15 protein-coding genes are annotated in these 17,628 nt (G+C 36.0%); 10 read left to right on the plus strand and 5 right to left on the minus strand.

Going from position 1 to position 17,628, the window contains the following annotated elements; all coding sequences use genetic code 11:
• Positions 1–364: 364 nt before the first annotated feature.
• Both AC000W_RS11695 and AC000W_RS11700 read right to left on the minus strand, forming a co-directional pair.
• Complete coding sequence (locus AC000W_RS11695; RefSeq protein WP_474748505.1) at positions 365–3,535, minus strand: cytochrome c biogenesis protein; 3,171 nt, start codon at positions 3,533–3,535, stop codon at positions 365–367.
• A 76-nt stretch (positions 3,536–3,611) separates the two neighbouring features.
• On the minus strand, positions 3,612–3,998 hold the full coding sequence (locus AC000W_RS11700; protein ID WP_474748506.1) for a group III truncated hemoglobin: 387 nt from the start codon (positions 3,996–3,998) through the stop codon (positions 3,612–3,614).
• Between the two features lie 37 nt (positions 3,999–4,035).
• Between AC000W_RS11700 and AC000W_RS11705 the strand changes: the two genes are divergently transcribed.
• The 6 genes from AC000W_RS11705 to AC000W_RS11730 all read left to right on the plus strand — a co-directional run bounded on the left by AC000W_RS11705 (position 4,036) and on the right by AC000W_RS11730 (position 10,875).
• Positions 4,036–4,791, plus strand: coding sequence for a Rossmann-like and DUF2520 domain-containing protein (locus AC000W_RS11705; RefSeq protein WP_474748507.1), 756 nt, complete (start codon positions 4,036–4,038; stop codon positions 4,789–4,791).
• Positions 4,775–5,302, plus strand: a complete 528-nt coding sequence (locus AC000W_RS11710; protein WP_474748509.1) for a KdsC family phosphatase — start codon at positions 4,775–4,777, stop codon at positions 5,300–5,302. Before AC000W_RS11705 ends, AC000W_RS11710 begins: the two co-directional genes overlap by 17 nt.
• Positions 5,303–5,305: 3 nt before the next feature.
• A complete protein-coding gene (locus AC000W_RS11715; RefSeq protein WP_474748510.1) occupies positions 5,306–5,893 on the plus strand; it encodes a Maf-like protein in 588 nt (195 codons plus the stop codon).
• A 15-nt stretch (positions 5,894–5,908) separates the two neighbouring features.
• A complete protein-coding gene (locus AC000W_RS11720) occupies positions 5,909–6,442 on the plus strand; it encodes a mechanosensitive ion channel domain-containing protein (protein ID WP_474748512.1) in 534 nt (177 codons plus the stop codon).
• 89 nt (positions 6,443–6,531) lie between these two features.
• Positions 6,532–9,063 (plus strand): PIG-L family deacetylase, encoded by a 2,532-nt coding sequence (locus tag AC000W_RS11725; protein ID WP_474748513.1) that lies wholly within the window; start codon positions 6,532–6,534, stop codon positions 9,061–9,063.
• A 105-nt stretch (positions 9,064–9,168) separates the two neighbouring features.
• A complete protein-coding gene (locus AC000W_RS11730; protein ID WP_474748515.1) occupies positions 9,169–10,875 on the plus strand; it encodes a sodium:solute symporter family protein in 1,707 nt (568 codons plus the stop codon).
• Positions 10,876–10,924: 49 nt separating this feature from the next.
• Here the strand turns inward: AC000W_RS11730 and AC000W_RS11735 are convergent, their stop codons facing one another.
• Positions 10,925–11,770 (minus strand): DUF2911 domain-containing protein, encoded by an 846-nt coding sequence (locus tag AC000W_RS11735; protein WP_474748516.1) that lies wholly within the window; start codon positions 11,768–11,770, stop codon positions 10,925–10,927.
• Positions 11,771–11,851: 81 nt separating this feature from the next.
• On the minus strand, positions 11,852–12,994 hold the full coding sequence (locus tag AC000W_RS11740) for a T9SS type A sorting domain-containing protein (protein WP_474748517.1): 1,143 nt from the start codon (positions 12,992–12,994) through the stop codon (positions 11,852–11,854).
• A 188-nt stretch (positions 12,995–13,182) separates the two neighbouring features.
• Here AC000W_RS11740 and AC000W_RS11745 point away from each other — a divergent pair, with 188 nt between their 5' ends.
• Genes AC000W_RS11745 through AC000W_RS11760 form a run of 4 tightly spaced genes read left to right on the plus strand, consistent with a single transcriptional unit; the run spans position 13,183 to position 16,734 of the window.
• A complete protein-coding gene (locus AC000W_RS11745; protein WP_474748519.1) occupies positions 13,183–14,619 on the plus strand; it encodes an amidohydrolase in 1,437 nt (478 codons plus the stop codon).
• 11 nt (positions 14,620–14,630) lie between these two features.
• Complete coding sequence (locus tag AC000W_RS11750) at positions 14,631–15,320, plus strand: lysoplasmalogenase family protein (protein ID WP_474748520.1); 690 nt, start codon at positions 14,631–14,633, stop codon at positions 15,318–15,320.
• Positions 15,304–15,717: a GNAT family N-acetyltransferase gene (locus AC000W_RS11755; RefSeq protein WP_474748522.1), complete on the plus strand. Its 414-nt coding sequence runs from the start codon at positions 15,304–15,306 to the stop codon at positions 15,715–15,717. Before AC000W_RS11750 ends, AC000W_RS11755 begins: the two co-directional genes overlap by 17 nt.
• A gap of 18 nt (positions 15,718–15,735) precedes the next feature.
• Positions 15,736–16,734, plus strand: a complete 999-nt coding sequence (locus AC000W_RS11760) for a pirin family protein (RefSeq protein WP_474748523.1) — start codon at positions 15,736–15,738, stop codon at positions 16,732–16,734.
• A 1-nt stretch (position 16,735) separates the two neighbouring features.
• Here AC000W_RS11760 and AC000W_RS11765 read toward each other — a convergent pair.
• The coding region (locus tag AC000W_RS11765) for a UDP-N-acetylglucosamine 1-carboxyvinyltransferase (RefSeq protein WP_474748525.1) at positions 16,736–17,628 on the minus strand (893 nt) is incomplete at its 5' end.

Below are 17,628 nucleotides of genomic sequence, written 5' to 3' on the forward strand. Positions count from 1 at the left end.
GTAAGCGTTTTAGCCAACGCCCCGCTAAACGTAGTGAGGTTCTGGCTTTTAAAAATAGTGAATTTATTCACTTGTTTTTAAGGGACAATTGAACCTTGCCAAATTGCTTTTAGCGATTGTTGTGTAATGTGCACGGTTAGAACCGGCAGCGCCAAAGCTGTTTGTAGGTATTGGGCACAAGCAATTTGTTTTAGCGGGGCGTTGTGTAAAATTTCCTGTGGGGCGGGAACAACGGAGTTGTGTAGCAACATAGGTCAGCTTCAGCTGAATTTTACACAACAAGTGAGTATAGATCATATGATCTATATATCTTCTATATGCTGCATTAAAGTAAGTCTTTTATTTTCAAAGTCCAAGGCTTTTCCTATTTAGAATAATTCGCCTTATACTTCCAATAACTAAACCCTCCCAAAACCAATACGCCAAGAACGGCATACCAAATAAAGGTTGGGGTTATTACCTGCTCTCCACTAGCATAACTATGTAGGCCAACCAAATAAAAATTAACTCCAAAATAGGTCATCATAATACTTGCAAAGGCCACTACGCTCATAAAATTAAAGAACCATTTGCCACGTAGACCAGGTACCAAACGGGCATGGATAACAAAGGCATAGACCATAATGGAAATCAATGCCCAGGTCTCTTTGGGGTCCCAGCCCCAATAGCGCCCCCAACTTTCATTGGCCCATTGTCCTCCTAAAAAGTTACCAATGGTCAACATCACCAAACCAATGGTCAATGCCAGTTCGTTTATAATGGTCAATTCTTTTAAGTTAATTTCCATTTTCTTTTTATTTTTCTTATTTGTTAGAATAATAAGAATAAGAGAAGTAATTCCCAAAATCATCCCCACAGTCAAAGGGCCGTAACTACCCACAATAACAGCTACATGTATCATAAGCCAATAGCTGTCTAACACAGGTACTAAATTGGCAATAGCTGGATCTACCCAACTTTGGTGGGCAATCCACAATAACATAGAGGCCACAAAAGTGGTAGCGGCGATAGTAAGGTCACTTTTTCTTCCCAAAAACAGTCCCATTGCCATAGTGGCCCAAGAAACGTATAAAATACTTTCATAGGCATCACTCCATGGTGCGTGACCAGAAATGTACCAACGCAATACCAATCCTGCAGTGTGCCATAAAAAAAGAAGGATAATGGTTCCTTTAAAGAAATAGGTGGCCACTTTCCAGATTTCACGGTCTTTAAAAATCCTAAATATCAATACAAAGAACATTAAAAGCCCAATAAGGGCATATCCTTGGTACAATCGGTTAAAAATATCCAGTCCATTATAGATAACCTCGGTCTCTACTCTTTTATCCGATGGCAATACCTCAGCTCCATGGTTGAGCTGGTTCTGTTTAAAAGCCTCCAAAAGCTTGTCCGAACCTGTATAATCCCCAGTTTTTATAGATTCTTGTAAGGACATTAAATAATAGGGCACTGCATTTTTTACAAAATTGCCATAAAGCGAGTCAGAGATTTGGTGCCTACCTGAACGATATTCCACCGCTGATATCCATTTATTGTTTTCGTCGTTCAACAAAGGAAATATTTTAACAATATCGCCCCCCAAAGCCCTATTAAGAAGCCCTAAACGTAAATCTGCTTCCTTAAAATCCTTTTCAAACTGATTGGGATTACTTTTAGCATATGCCTTTTCTACATAGGCCGCCAGTTTGTAATTTCCTTCTGCATCAAAAAAATCGGTTGCCTTTACCTGTTCTTGGTCTTTTGGCACGCCAATTATTTTTCTAATACTATCATTTTGTCCTTTCTTATCCAATGCCATAAACTCCACATTGTACCACAATCTAGGATTCAACATCATAGAAAGAAAAACTTGATCCGTATTAAAATCCTTGTATTTATTTTTAAGGCTCAGCTTTCTAATTAGTTCCGAAGCAAATGTATTAATGGGTTTCATCCTACCATTGTCATCCTGAATCACCAAATGGGCAAACTTGGCCGCGTGTTCCTTTGAAGCTATAGTGGTTTTTAGAATAGAATCTAACATTTCTTGTGATGGTGGTGCCACATGGTTGTGGCTATCATCTTGTTCTTGAGCAAAACCATTAAGTGCAAAGCCCATTACCAAAATAATGGTCAATACAGCTTTTTTCTTTTTTAATTTATCCAAGGACTTTACTAAATCCTTAAAACGGGTCTTACCAAAAAACATGATTCCCAATAAGCCAATATACAAGAGGGTATAACCTGTATATGTAATCCATTTTCCCCAAAAGTCGTGACTTACGGACAATACGGTTCCTTTTTCATCTGGATGAAAACTAGACTGAAAAAAACGATATTTCTGATGGTCCAATACATGGTTCATATATATATCATAATCAAAAGAACGCTCATCTTCCACAGTGACTTTGCTCATAAAGGAAGCATAGCCTTTTTCTGTGCCAGGATATTTTTCTGCGATAAAATCGTTCAGTTTTATAGCAAAGGGCAACTCATAAACTTTGGAACCATAACTTAAACTAAAGTCCAACCCGCCCACATTAAATTTTTCAGAAAAATTAGAAGAGCCTTGTCCACCTAATAATTTTTTCTGTACCGTTTGGCCACCAGATGTAACATCCACAACCAAAGCATCCAAAGAAGCTTCTGTTATTTCATTTTTTGGTAAAGCCACAACGCCATACGAGCCCTTAATGACAGGGTCTGGAATTACAAATTGCATTCCTGCAGTGTTATATAAAGACCGTAATTGCAAGGTTTGTAAGCTATCTTTAAGCAACTTACCCTGAAATTGGTCTGCCATGCGCATAAAACTGCCTTCAAAAGGTGAATGTATTTGGTAGGTACTATCTGTGGTAAAAATATTTATGGCGCCGTCTGTATTTTTATTCAATGCAAAGAGCACATTGTGCACACTGGCCACCTGGCCGTTTTCTAAAAAATGTTCATGACGCTGCCCATCCCCTGCTTCAACAATTTTAAGATATTCCTTACCATTCTCATCTTCAATCAAACCTTCTTTGGCACCCTGTATAAAATCTACGTAGGAAATAGAAAAGGGCTGTCCATTATAATCAGACTTCCATGGTAGGTTAGACTTTAACGCTTCTGTAGTTACAATTAAATCATCTTCCAATATTTTACGCTTGGGTTCACCATCTATTTCACCATCTACAAAAGCCGTAAGAAATGTTTTATCTGAATAAAATACATTTTCAGTATTTCCCTCACGAATAGGCATCATACCCTCAAAACTAATATAGCGAGTTACAAAAGCCCCAACCATAATTAAAATCCAAGATAAGTGTAGAAAAAGTACGGGCCATTTTTCTTTTCTAAAAAGACGGTATCTAGAAATATTACCAATAAAGTTAATGACAAAAAATACCATGATTGCCTCAAACCATTTGGTATTATATATCCAAATCCTAGCTGTTTCTGTACTGTACCAGCTTTCAATAAAGGTTCCAAATGCCATTGCCGTGGCAAAAACCAGGAAAAGAATAGCAGTTAAACGGGTAGAAAAAAGAAGGTTTTTGAGCTTATTTAACATTGCGGAAACGCTTTACAATTCTTAGTCTGCAAAAGTAAGGCATGGAGGGATAAAACACTATTCTATTTAAGGATTCTTATTTGGGTCTGGCGTTAAAAATTCCCACATGAAAAAATGTTCCCATATTCCTTGCCCTATTTTTGGCAAGGTTGGCCTTTTCGCCCGTGAAAAGTTCATCTACCGTCTGAAACCATAAATTTAACCACGCTCCAAAATGATGCTCATTAATAGTATGGTTTTCACCCTTATCTACCAAAATATGTTTGTACATGGGATTGCCCTTAAACTTTCCCACAAAGAACAAATTGGTCTCCCAAAAATCCGTAAGTTTTTCAAAGTGGCCGTCCCAATCGTTTATATGCTTGTTAAAAATAGGGCCCAATAGCTCATCTTTCCTAACTTTTCCATAAAAGGTGGTGACCAACTCGTATACTTCCTTGCGCGAGGAGATTTCCTTCTTCATACCATCAAAATTAGTTCTTTATTCCTAATTTTACGCCATGATCAATGTGGTAATCCTTGGTTCTGGCAATGTTGCAACACATTTGTTGAAAGCTTTTGAAAAGAGTAGTCAAATTACAGTGCTACAAGTGTATAGCAGGTCTAATAAAATATCTGGAACCAATATTCCTTTCACCAATAAATTTTCAGATATAGTTGATGCGGATATTTATATCATTGCCGTAAATGACGATGCTATAACATCTGTATCAGAAGAACTTACAAATAAAAAGGGACTGGTGGTACACACTTCTGGAAGTGTACCAATGAAGGTTTTGGACCATAATAAAAAGTATGGGGTTTTTTATCCCTTACAGACTTTTAGCAAGGAGGTGGAGGTGGATTTTAAAACTGTTCCAATTTGTATTGAAGCCAATACTAAAGCAGATTTAACGCTTCTAAAAACCATTGGAGAAGTGGTTTCAAATAATATCCATAAAGTATCATCCGAGCAAAGAAAAACACTTCATGTAGCAGCTGTTTTTGTAAATAATTTTACAAATCATTTATATTATATAGGGCAAGAACTGTGTGAGGAAAATAATCTGTCATTTGAATTGTTGAAACCCTTAATTTTGGAAACCGTAAAGAAATTGGAATCTGCCTCTCCTTTTGATGCACAGACAGGTCCTGCCAAGCGTGGTGACAAAGACACTATGGATAGCCATTTAAACCTTATACAAGATGAAAGTCTTAAAAAAATATATTCAATTTTAAGCCAATCTATCAGTAATACATATGGAAAAAAGTTATAAAGAATATTTAAACAACATAACCACCTTTGTTTTTGATGTGGATGGGGTTTTTACAGATGGGAGTATCCTAATTACTTCTAAAGGAGAAATGCTCCGAAAAATGAGCGTTAAAGATGGGTTTGCTCTAAAAACGGCAGTTGACAAAGGATATAATGTTTGTATTATTTCTGGAGGCACCAATGAAGGTGTTCGTGAACGCTTAAAAGGTTTGGGTGTAACCAATATTTATATGGGTGCTCATCATAAAATTGAACCATTAGAAGAATATCTGGACATTTATAACATAAAGCCAGAAAATGTACTCTATATGGGTGATGACATTCCAGACATCCCTCCTATGCAAATGATTGGACTGGCAACTTGTCCGCAAAATGCAGTTCCAGAAGTGAAAAGTATTGCTAAATACGTTTCTCATAGATTTGGGGGAGATGGTTGTGTTAGGGATGTAATTGAACAGGTTTTAAAAGTAAGAGGAGATTGGGAAGGAAATTTTAGTGCGAAAAATGATTAATCTATGCTTGCAGAAAAGTTAAAGGATTATCAACTAATACTGGCATCTGGTTCGCCAAGAAGGCAAAACTTCCTCCGAGAAATGGGACTGGATTTTGAAATAAAACTGCACCCTATTGAGGAAGTGTATCCAGAAACATTAAAGGCCGAAGCCATTACAGATTATTTATCAAAACTCAAAGCAGAACCCTTTAATGGGAAGATTGAGACCAATCAAATAATAATAACATCAGATACAATTGTATGGCATAACAACAAGACTTTAGGTAAGCCTATTAGTGAGAAAGATGCTTTTAAAATGCTACGAACTCTGTCCAATGATTGGCATCAGGTAATTACATCGGTCTGCTTTACAACTACAAATGAACAAAAGATTGTAAACTGTACCACAAAGGTAAAATTAGCGGAGTTGACTGATGATGAAATTCAATTTTATATTACTGCCTACCAGCCTATGGACAAGGCGGGGTCCTATGGTATACAAGAATGGTTTGGTCTTATAGCTGTTGAAGAAATACAAGGCTCATATACCAATATTGTAGGTCTTCCTACTCAATTGGTATATAATACCTTGATGGATATTGTTAAATAATCTAATTAGTTAAGCATGAGAGAATTTATTTTCAATCACCAAAATGAAATTTTAAGCACATCTATCTGCATTGCTATTTTGCTCATATTAAAATTTATTGCCACCAAAACCATTCGAAAAATTGGGAGAATAAGTGATTTAAATATTGCACGCACTAAGCTAATAATCAAGTATGCATCATTTTTATTGTCATTGATAGGGTTTGTGGCACTTACTTTTATTTGGAAAGTAAATTTTGAAGAATTAGGACTAATTTTCACCTCCATATTTACCGTGATTGGGGTAGCTTTATTTGCCTCATGGTCTATTTTAAGCAATATTACAGCTGGGGTTATCCTTTTCTTTTCTTTTCCTTTTAAAATAGGAGATAGAGTTAAAATACATGATACAGATATTACAGACGAGGCTGTGATTGAAGATATTAAGGCATTCCACATTTATTTAAAAAAGGATAATGGGGAGCTACTTACCTATCCAAATAATTTATTGTTACAAAAAGGGGTGACCCTTATCCAAAAATTGGATGACATTTCCAATTCAAAAAATTGATACCTTAATTTCTTGTTAAAGAAGTTCTAAATTTAATGGGCAAGATACTTATCTTGCTATCTTTGGGTACGATCATAAATATCCAAACCATGCGTAAGATACTGGTATTTATTCTGGTAACACTTTTTGGAAGTTCATCTATTTTAGCTCAGGCTCCAAAAAAATTGTCTTCATCAGAAATTCATCAATCCATTCAAAAATTAAACTTTTTAGGAACAGCTCTGTACATTGCGGCACATCCAGATGACGAGAACACACGGCTTATTTCCTATCTTTCCAATCATGTAAATGCAAGAACCGCCTATTTGGCACTCACCAGAGGAGATGGCGGACAAAACCTAATTGGTCCAGAGCTTAGAGAACTTCTAGGGGTTTTAAGAACACAAGAATTATTAAAAGCCAGAAGTGTTGATGGTGGTGAACAATACTTTACGAGAGCTAATGATTTTGGGTATTCCAAGCATCCAGATGAAACCTTAAAAATATGGAATAAGAAAGAAGTTCTAGGTGATGTGGTACAGGCAATAAGAAATTTAAAACCAGATGTAATCATCAATCGTTTTGATCATAGAACACCAGGTTCAACACATGGACACCATACCTCATCTGCTATGTTAAGTGTAGAGGCTTTTGATTTAGCTAATAATCCTAATGCCTATCCAGAACAATTAAAATCTACCACCGTATGGCAACCCCGAAGAGCCTTTTTTAACACATCTTGGTGGTTTTATGGAAGTCAGGAGAATTTTGAAAAAGCCGACAAATCAAAGATGGTCAATATGGATGTTGGGGTATACTATCCCTCCAGAGGGCTATCTAATAATGAAATTGCTTCCATGGCAAGCAACAGTCATTTATGTCAAGGTTTTGGAAGAATTACAACAAGAGGTAGTGAAAATGAATATATTGAATTGATTAAGGGAGATATGCCCAATGACCCCACCAATGTATTTGATGGCATTAATACAACGTGGTCCAGAGTTGAAGGTGGTGATGCTATTGGGAACATTTTATACACCGTTGAAAAAGAGTTTGATTTTAAAAACCCTTCTACACATTTGCCAGAGCTTATTAAAGCGTATAAATTGGTTCAGGATATATCTGATGAACACTGGAAGAATAGGAAAACTGAAGAATTAAAGAATATCATAGCTTCAGTTTCTGGCCTTTATCTTGAAGCTTCTGCCCAGGCTTCCTATACCAATCCAGGTGCAATGGCCAAAATAAATGTTGAGGCTTTGAACAGAAGTAATGCCAACATTACGCTATCATCTGTTTCTCTGATACCTGAAAATGTATCAATCAATAACATGCCTCTAGAAGAAAATAAAAAGGTAAGCTTGGAATTAAATCTTAATGTTCCCGAGAACATTCCTTACTCTAGCCCATATTGGCTAAGTGAAGAGGGAAGTTTAGGCATGTATGCTGTAAAAGACAAAAGTCTTATTGGAAAACCTGAAACACCAAGACCCTTTAACGCCTATTTTGTTTTGGATTTTAACGGCTACCCTATCTCTTTTGTAAAACCAGTTGTATATCGTCATTCTAAACCAGACAAAGGAGAGTTATATCAACCTTTTGAAGTATTACCAATAGTCACTTCTAGTATGGCAGATGATGTAATTATCTTTGCAGATTCTAAAAGTAGGGATGTTTCAGTAAAAATAAAGGCTGGCAAAGATAGTTTGGTAGGGAAAGTAGAATTAAAAGCCCCAAATGGCTGGTCGGTCTCTCCAGAAAAAATAGATTTTTCCATCAACCAAAAAGGAGATGAGCAAACTGTTAGTTTTTCCGTATCTCCCCCTGAGTTTGAAAATGAAGGTGAAATTATGCCTGTAATCACAATTGGGAGCTCAACCTATACTAAAGAGTTGATTGAAATTGCTTATGATCATATTCCGACCCAATCTGTTTTACTCCCATCAAAGGCTAAGATTGTTCGTCTCAACATTCAAAAAATTGGAGAAAATATTGGTTATATAGTTGGTGCTGGTGATAAGATTCCTGAAAGTTTAGAACAAATTGGTTACAAAGTGCACCCAATAGATGTTTCGACCATTCAAGAAGGATCTTTAAATAAATACGATGGTATTGTTGTTGGTATTAGAGCCTATAATGTGGTGGACGAGCTTAAATTTAAACAACCCTTTTTGTTAGATTATGTTAAGGAAGGCGGTAATCTTATTATTCAGTACAATACATCCGGAAGAAGAGGCCTTAACATTCCTAACCTAGCGCCTTACCCATTGACAGTATCTAGAGATCGGGTAACCAATGAAAACTCCGAAGTAACTGTTTTAGCCAAAGACCACGCATTGGTGAATTTTCCGAATCCTATTACTCAAAAAGATTTTAATGGTTGGGTGCAAGAGCGCGGATTGTATTTTCCAAATGAATGGGGAGACGAATTCACCCCTATTTTTTCTATGGCCGATGAAGGTGAATCTGTTAAAAAGGGTGCCTTACTGGTAGCTCCTTATGGTAAGGGAAATTATATTTATACCGGACTAAGTTTTTTTAGAGAGTTACCGGCAGGCGTATCTGGTGCCTATAAAATATTTGCAAATATGTTATCTTTAGGTAAAGGAGAGCTGGAAAAAGACATTGAAATTAAAGGGTAGTTATGGAGAATAAGTTTATTTGGAAAAAAGAATATACCATAGTAATAGCACTTAACATTTTATATGTTTTGGCTTTCTATCTATTGATGACCGCAAACAATTAATATGGCAATACTAGATTGGATTATTCTTGCCGGAACATTATTCTTCATTGTTGGTTATGGTGTTTGGAAAACAAAAGGGAGCAAAAGTGTAAAGGATTATGTTCTTGGAGGTGGTGAAGCCAAATGGTGGACTATAGGACTTTCTGTTATGGCAACTCAGGCGAGTGCCATTACCTTTTTATCTACTCCAGGACAAGCTTTTCATGATGGTATGGGTTTTGTCCAATTTTATTTTGGATTACCACTTGCCATGATAATTATTTGTGTGGTCTTTATTCCTCTTTATCACAAACTAAAAGTATTTACTGCCTATGAGTTTTTAGAAAAACGTTTTGATCTTAAAACCAGAACGCTAGCAGCTATTCTCTTTTTATTGCAACGCGGATTAGCTGCGGGGATTACCATTTTTGCGCCGTCCATCATCTTATCAGCAGTATTGGGGTGGGATTTACGTTTGCTCAATATTATTATCGGAATTTTGGTCATTATATATACAGTTACAGGAGGGACAAAGGCTGTAAGTGTTACACAAAAACAACAAATGTTCATAATTATGATGGGCATGTTCATTGCATTTTTCTTTATTCTTGGGTATTTACCTGCAGATATTTCTTTTAGTAAAGCTTTAAAAGTAGCTGGAGCCAGTGATAAACTCAATATTTTGGACTTTGATTTTAATACCAAGAGTAGGTATACATTTTGGAGTGGTATAACTGGAGGTCTCTTTTTGGCCCTCGCCTATTTTGGAACAGATCAAAGCCAGGTACAAAGGTACCTTTCAGGAAAATCTGTTAGAGAAAGTCAGTTGGGGCTTATTTTTAATGGAATATTAAAAATCCCTATGCAATTCTTTATCCTATTGGTTGGGGTAATGGTTTTTGTCTTTTATCAATACAACCCATCCCCATTAAATTTTAATCCAGTAGCTACAAAGGCCGTTATGGAATCTGAATATGCCGAAGATTATGCAGCTTTACAGCTGGGACATAGGGAGTTAGAGGTAGAGAAGAAAATGGCTCAAGATCAATTCTCAGCAGCTTTGGATTTAAAAGAATATGATGCTATAATAGAGGCTAAGCAGCATATAATAAATGTTAATGCAAAGGACATAAGTAATAGAGAAACTGCAAGAGCATTAATTGATAAAGTCGGGAGTAGTGTTGAAACAAATGATAAGGATTATGTTTTCATACACTTTATACTAAATTACTTGCCAAGAGGTTTAATTGGTTTGCTATTAGCGGTAATACTGTCGGCAGCCATGTCGTCAACCGCCTCAGAATTAAACGCATTGGGTACAATTACTGCTTTAGATATTTACAAGAGAAACAAGGTAGGAAACTTTACTGAAGAGCATTATGTAAAAGCCTCCAAATTTTTCACCTTAATATGGGGAATTATTGCTATTGCCATTGCTTGCGTTGCCAATTTATTTGATAATTTAATACAATTGGTAAACATCATAGGTTCTATTTTCTATGGCAACGTATTGGGTATATTTTTACTGGCATTCTTTTTTAAATTCGTAAAAGGAAACGCTGTATTTGTTGCAGCAATAATTACTCAAGTGATTGTAATTATTGGTTATGCAAATGACTGGATGTCCTATTTATGGCTGAATGCATTTGGTTGTGTTTTGGTTATTCTTTTAGCTTTTATACTTGAATCTTTTGACAAACTCTTAAAAAACCCACCCATAAGAACATAAAAAAGCCCGTATGCATACGGGCTTTTCAAATTTTATTTCAGATTAAAAATTACTTTACCCCCCACTCTTTCAAGGAGTCTTTATTCATTTTTACATAATCCATATTTCCAGCTTCTTCCGCTCCAGCCAAAGATAGTTTTGCAATGGCAATAGCTCCTTTCTTATCACCTGCTTTAGCATAAATAAGAGACTGTTGTCTTAACTGCCAAAATGCTGGGGATTCATTCATTGAGATTGCTTTGTCTATCCATTCTTTTGCTTGGTTTATATCCTTTCCAGAATTTAGGTAATATACCGCTGAGGCAAAATAATCATTGGCACTTGGGCCAGCCATAGTACTTTCTATTCCTGCCATTACAGTTGCATCTGTAGGAACTTCAAAAGTAACACCAACATATGTTTTCTCCCACATTATTCCAATAACAGCACTACTATCTGTAATGTCATCAATAGATATAGTAAAAGACTGTATATCCATTGGTATTGGATAGGTAGGAGCTGTAACTTTGGCTGCTACTTTGCTATCATCCCATTCTTGCGGAGCTCCACCTCCATTATAATCGGTATAAAAATACACTTCCCAAGAAGTAGCACTTGGTTTTGTAAAGATTGCATAGGTACCAGCTTTTAAAGTCTGGCCAGCTACAACAACATCATCGCTAAAAGTGACTTTAGTTCTTGCGTTAGCTCCTGTACGCCAAATTGCACCATAAGGTACTAAATCACCAAAAATAGTTCTACCACGCATAGCGGGTCTAGAATACTCTATGGCAACATCTGTTAAACCAACTTTTTGCTCCATTTTAGAGAATGGGCTTGCAGCTGGTGCTTGTATCTGTGCTTCTATTGAAAAAGACAGAGAAGCGATAAACATAAATAGAATTAATTTTTTCATTTTTATAAATGGTTTTGAGTTTTCACAAAACTAAAGATAAACCATGGGGCTCTTTGTTAATAAATCCTTAAATAAAAAACATTAATTCTTAATGAATGGTTTGGAAATAACACCACTCTGTAGATAAAAGGTAAGATAATATATGGCGGCTTCAAAATTAGATATATCTATTGGAGACAATAAAATATTACCACTTTGTTCATGAGAAATTCTTTGCCCCAAACTATTAAAAATGGCTTGTCCATATATTTCATCTTCTGTATTAAGTTGATAATACAAGACATTCACCCCATTGGTCTTATATAATATCAATGGCTCTTCCACAACCATTTCTTCATTCTCCTCCTCTTCTTCAAAAGGAATATCTATTTCGTTAGTGATTTGTAAAGAATATAACTTCGCATCCAATGTTATAGATGGATTGGAATTCACAAACTTCTCTGAAGAAATAATAAAATGATTTTCTTCGACTTGAGCAATTGCTTCAACTTGAGCCAATCCAACATTTAAATTAATCTTTTCAATAGTATTAAATAAGGCGCCACTATTTATATTGTTGGAAATAGCAATAAATGGTAATAAGGTTTGAGAATAACCTATCAAAAAGAGCTTATTTGCAGCTACATCCACAGTGGCTCCCGTTACCAAACCATTTATGGTATAAGATTCTATTTTTTTTGCTACATGTACTCCAGGTTCTGTTGAAATGGAATAGGCAGTGGTATTTTTACTTTGCCACTGCTTTGTAAAAACAATCAGTTCATTATTATATACTATTAAAGCTTCTGCATCCCAATCACTATCTTGAGAAGTAGAAAAATCTGTCTGATCCTCATAGGAGAATTCAATTTTATCAGCTATAACATTATCAGAGGAGATATAATCAATCTTGGGTATTCTATAAATAACTAGATTTTGTCTATCACCATTGTTATTTCCAAAATCACCAACATAAATATAGTTGACATCTTGCGCAATGTCTTCCCAATCTATGTTTTCAGCATTAGAAATTGTGATTGTTCTAGTAATGCTCATTGAAAGAGTATCAACTTCAAATAGTTGAGCAGTATTCCCAGAATCATTATGGGTGATGAGTTTTTCATTAAAAAATATTAACCCAGAAGTTTCATATACACCCATAGGTAAACTACCCATTTCTGACAGGTTTTGCTGAGAAAACACTCCTAAGGTGAATATATATAGTAAAAAAACAGTGTTTTTCATTGGATTAAAATTACAAACGCCGTAAAAATTACGAAATAGATTTGTTCCCTAACAGAATAATAGTCAATGAGTTCGGTTTTGACCATGTAATTTATTTTATTTTCATAATTGTTACAAATACATCTGTTTTGGAATATAAAGTTAAATAATGTACATTCATTAAATAATACACTAGCTAATATACGTTTATGAAAACCAAGAAAACCTTATTGTTTGGTTTGCTATCAGTAATAGCGACCCTTACTTATGGACAAAAAATCAATGCCAACAAAAAAGCAGTTATGGCTGCTGTTGAAAACCACAAAACAGAATTAATTAGAATTAGTGATTCCATATGGTCACTTGCAGAAACTGCTTTTGAAGAACATAAATCCTCTGAAATTTTAGCAAACTATGCTGAAAAAAACGGATTTACAGTTGAACGAGGCGTTGCTGGAATGCCAACGGCCTTTGTTGCTACCTACGGTTCTGGAAGTCCAGTTATAAGTGTCTTAGGAGAATTTGATGCCTTACCAGGGATTTCACAAAAAGCAGTGCCAACCAAAAATCCGCTTGTTGAGGGAGCCGCTGGTCATGGATGTGGTCATAATCTTTTTGGGGCTGCCAGTTTAGGCTCGGCCATTGCAATAAAAGAACAGATAGAGCAAGGAAAATTAAAGGGAACTATTAAGTTCTTTGGGACTCCTTCCGAAGAAAAGTTTTTTGGTAAAATCTGGATGGTCAGAGAAGGTTTATGGGATGGTGTGGATGTAAACCTTAGTTGGCATCCTTCTGCATCAACTAAAGCAGATGTGCAAAGCTCTTTGGCGTTGGTTGATTTTAAAGTAGAGTTTTTTGGTCAGGCTGCCCATGCTTCTTCAGATCCATGGAATGGGCGTAGTGCTTCAGATGCATTAGAATTATATACAACTGGAATAAATTATTATAGAGAGCATATAAAACCTACCGTGCGCATACATTACCATATCCAAGATGGTGGGCAGGTTGTGAATGTAGTGCCAGACTATTCCAAACTTTGGGTAAGAGTACGGGATACCAAAAGAAGTGGTATGATGCCTGTCTATGAACAAGTAATGAAGATGGCCGAAGGGGCTGCAATTATGGCCAATGTAGACTATAAAATATCATTGATTTCTGGTATATATGAAGTGCTTGTTAACAGAGCAGGCGGGGAAATAATGCAAAACAATTTGGAACTGTTAGGGGAGATACCGTATACTGCAGACGAGATTGCATTTGGAAAAAAAATACAAGAAGTTACTAAAAAGCCACAAGTAGGTATGGATAGTAAAATTCTACCATTAGAAGAAACCAAAGAACATCCTGGCGGTGGCTCTACGGATGTCGGAGATGTAAGTTGGAACGTTGCCAACATTAATCTGGGTGTTACTACAGCTCCAAAAGATACACCTTGGCATTCATGGGCAGTTGTAGCTTGCGGCGGAATGAGTATTGGACATAAAGGTATGGTGTATGCTGCTAAAGCCATGAGTATGACCATGGTGGACCTATTTGAAAATCCAAAACTGGTAGAGAAAGTAAAAAATGAGTACATAGAAAGGAAGGGTAGCGAAGTCTATGAGGCTATAGTGCCAGATGGTCCACCTCCAATTGGCCAAAACTAAACCCAACTTATATGTCCAAATTCCATATCGACCCAAAAAAATTTTTGGTGCTTTTTGTCATGGTCATTATCATTGACCAAATACTGGAAAATTTTATTCTAGTAGATAAAGTAGCATTTACGTCACCAATTATAGATCTCTTACTTTTCATTTACTTTGCAGTAAATGGAAAAAAACTCCCAAAGAAGGTATATATTTTTATGTTGTTGGGTCTGTTTTTTTCAATTATTGGAATGATGGTTTTAACCTTTGACGCTTCTGCCAAAATTTTCTTTTCACATCTGGCATTTATATTTCTCTTATCAAATATTTCCTTTTCCCTTGCAATACTGGGACAATGGAAAAAACCAAAAAGTATTAGCTTTTGGATTATGCCAATACTTTTCATTGTTTATGCTTTTTTTATTTATTCAAAATTAGAACCAAATTTAGGTCGGTATAATATCCTTATTATCTTAAATACGATTAGTATAATATTTATGGTCACAGTTACTTTGGGACGTTCTCAAACCGTGGACGACCTAAGCTTTATCCTCCTTATTTTGGGAACAACAATGCTGGCAATATCGTATATAATTTTTGCCGCAAATAAGTTTTATGTTACACTGCCCATTATACGTTTCTTCAATACATTTACTCATACCGTGGGACTGTATTTAATGGTCTATGGATTATTGGCTTCTAATGAAAGTAAAAATTGAAAGAATAACACATTCAGAAACATGGAATTTACGCCATAAAGTAATGTGGCCTAATGAATCCTTAGATTACATAAAGTTATCCAAAGACGAAACAGGTATTCATTTTGGGTTGTTTAAAAATGAGAGACTTATATCTGTTGTATCACTTTTCATTGACAAAAAAGAAGCTCAATTTAGAAAATTGGCAACAGAAATAACAGAACAAGGAAATGGTTACGGAACCATGCTTCTCTCCTACCTTATGGAATACGCTTCTCAACAAAAAATAGAAAGAGTTTGGTGTAATGCCAGAGCAAACAAAACCACCTTTTATCAAAAATTTAAAATGGTTCCCACTTATAAAAAATATATAAAGGGTGGTATTGAGTTTGTGGTAATGGAAAAAGTCATAGCTTAGTATATAAAATTGTTATTTATGAGCTCTCCCATTTTAAATATTTTTCCACTAGGCTTTCCATGGCAAACCCAAGACCCGTTCCTTTTCTGTGTATATCATTTAGACCATTATCCAAAAGGGAATGAAGATATGGGCCCAGTTGATACGTTAGAAGGTCGTCCATTGGGAAATGATTTTGTTGGAAAAGATGGATGGCGCATGTACCATGGACAGACCATTCCAGGCTTTCCTGCACATCCACATAGAGGTTTTGAGACAATAACCATTGTAAATAAAGGGTATTGTGACCACTCTGATTCACTTGGAGCGGCAGGTAGGTTTGGAGAAGGTGATGTGCAATGGATGACAGCTGGGGCAGGTGTACAACATTCGGAGATGTTTCCACTACTTAAAACCGATGAAGAGAATCCATTAGAGCTTTTTCAAATATGGTTAAATCTTCCAAAAGCTGATAAATTTGTTGAACCACATTTTAAAATGCTTTGGCACGAAGATATTCCTGTAATAAGGGAAAGTAACGTTACAATAAAAATTATAGCTGGTGATTATAATGGCGAAATAGCCAATGAGCCTGCCCCTAACTCTTGGGCGGCTAACTTAGAAAATAGTGTTGCCATTTGGAACATACATATTGATGCCAATACCGAATACATTTTACCTAAAGCAACGTCTAAAGCTAATAGAACTCTATATTTATATGAAGGTGACTCTATAAAGGTTGAAACTAAAGAAATTGCATCCAACCACGGGGTAGAATTGGATTCTTCTATGGATGTTCATATTACAACGGGCATAGAAAAAGCACATTTACTATTGTTACAAGGAAAGCCTATTGACGAACCCGTAGTAAAGTATGGTCCTTTTGTAATGAATACTGAAGAGGAAATTCAACAAGCCATGAAAGAATATAGGTTAACCCAATATGGTGGATGGCCTTGGCAGTATCCAGACAATGTGCATTCTAAAGAAAAAGGTCGGTTTGCTAAATACCCTGATGGAACTTTAGTGGAAAAATAGTCTAACTAACCCTATCTATTTTTGCACCTATTGCACGTAATCGTGTGTCAATATCCTCATAACCACGATCAATCTGTTCAATATTATGAATGGTTGATGTTCCTTTAGCTGACAGAGCTGCTATCAAAAGAGAAACCCCTGCTCTAATATCTGGCGATACCATTGTGGTAGCCTTTAAGGTAGATTTAAAGTCATGCCCCATTACCGTTGCTCTATGTGGGTCGCACAATATAATTTTTGCTCCCATATCTATCAACTTATCCACAAAGAACAACCTACTTTCAAACATCTTTTGATGAATAAGCACTTCTCCCTTTGCTTGAGTGGAAACTACCAAAATAATACTCAGTAAGTCTGGTGTAAGCCCTGGCCATGGCGCATCTGCAATAGTTAGAATAGAACCATCTATATAATTCTGAATCTCATACCCGTTCTTATGCTCTGGAATAAAAATATCATCTCCACGACGCTCTAGTTTAATTCCTAATTTTCTAAAAACTGTAGGAATTTGCCCTAAATCATCCCAACTTACATTCTTTATGGTTAATTCGCTTCTGGTCATAGCAGCAAGACCAATCCAACTTCCGATTTCTATCATATCTGGAAGCATAGTATGTTCAGTGCCTCCTAATGAATCAACTCCTTCAATAACCAATAAATTAGAGCCAACTCCAGAGATCTTAGCACCCATTCTATTCAACATCTTACATAGTTGCTGCAAATAGGGTTCGCAGGCTGCATTATATATGGTTGTTGTGCCTTCGGCAAGAACAGCTGCCATTACAATATTGGCAGTACCAGTTACTGAAGCTTCGTCTAAAAGCATATAGGTGCCTTTTAGTTTTTTTGCTTCAACCCCGTAAAAATGTTCTTCTCTATTATATCTAAATTTAG

It is taken from the genome of Saonia sp. (genome assembly GCF_056326165.1).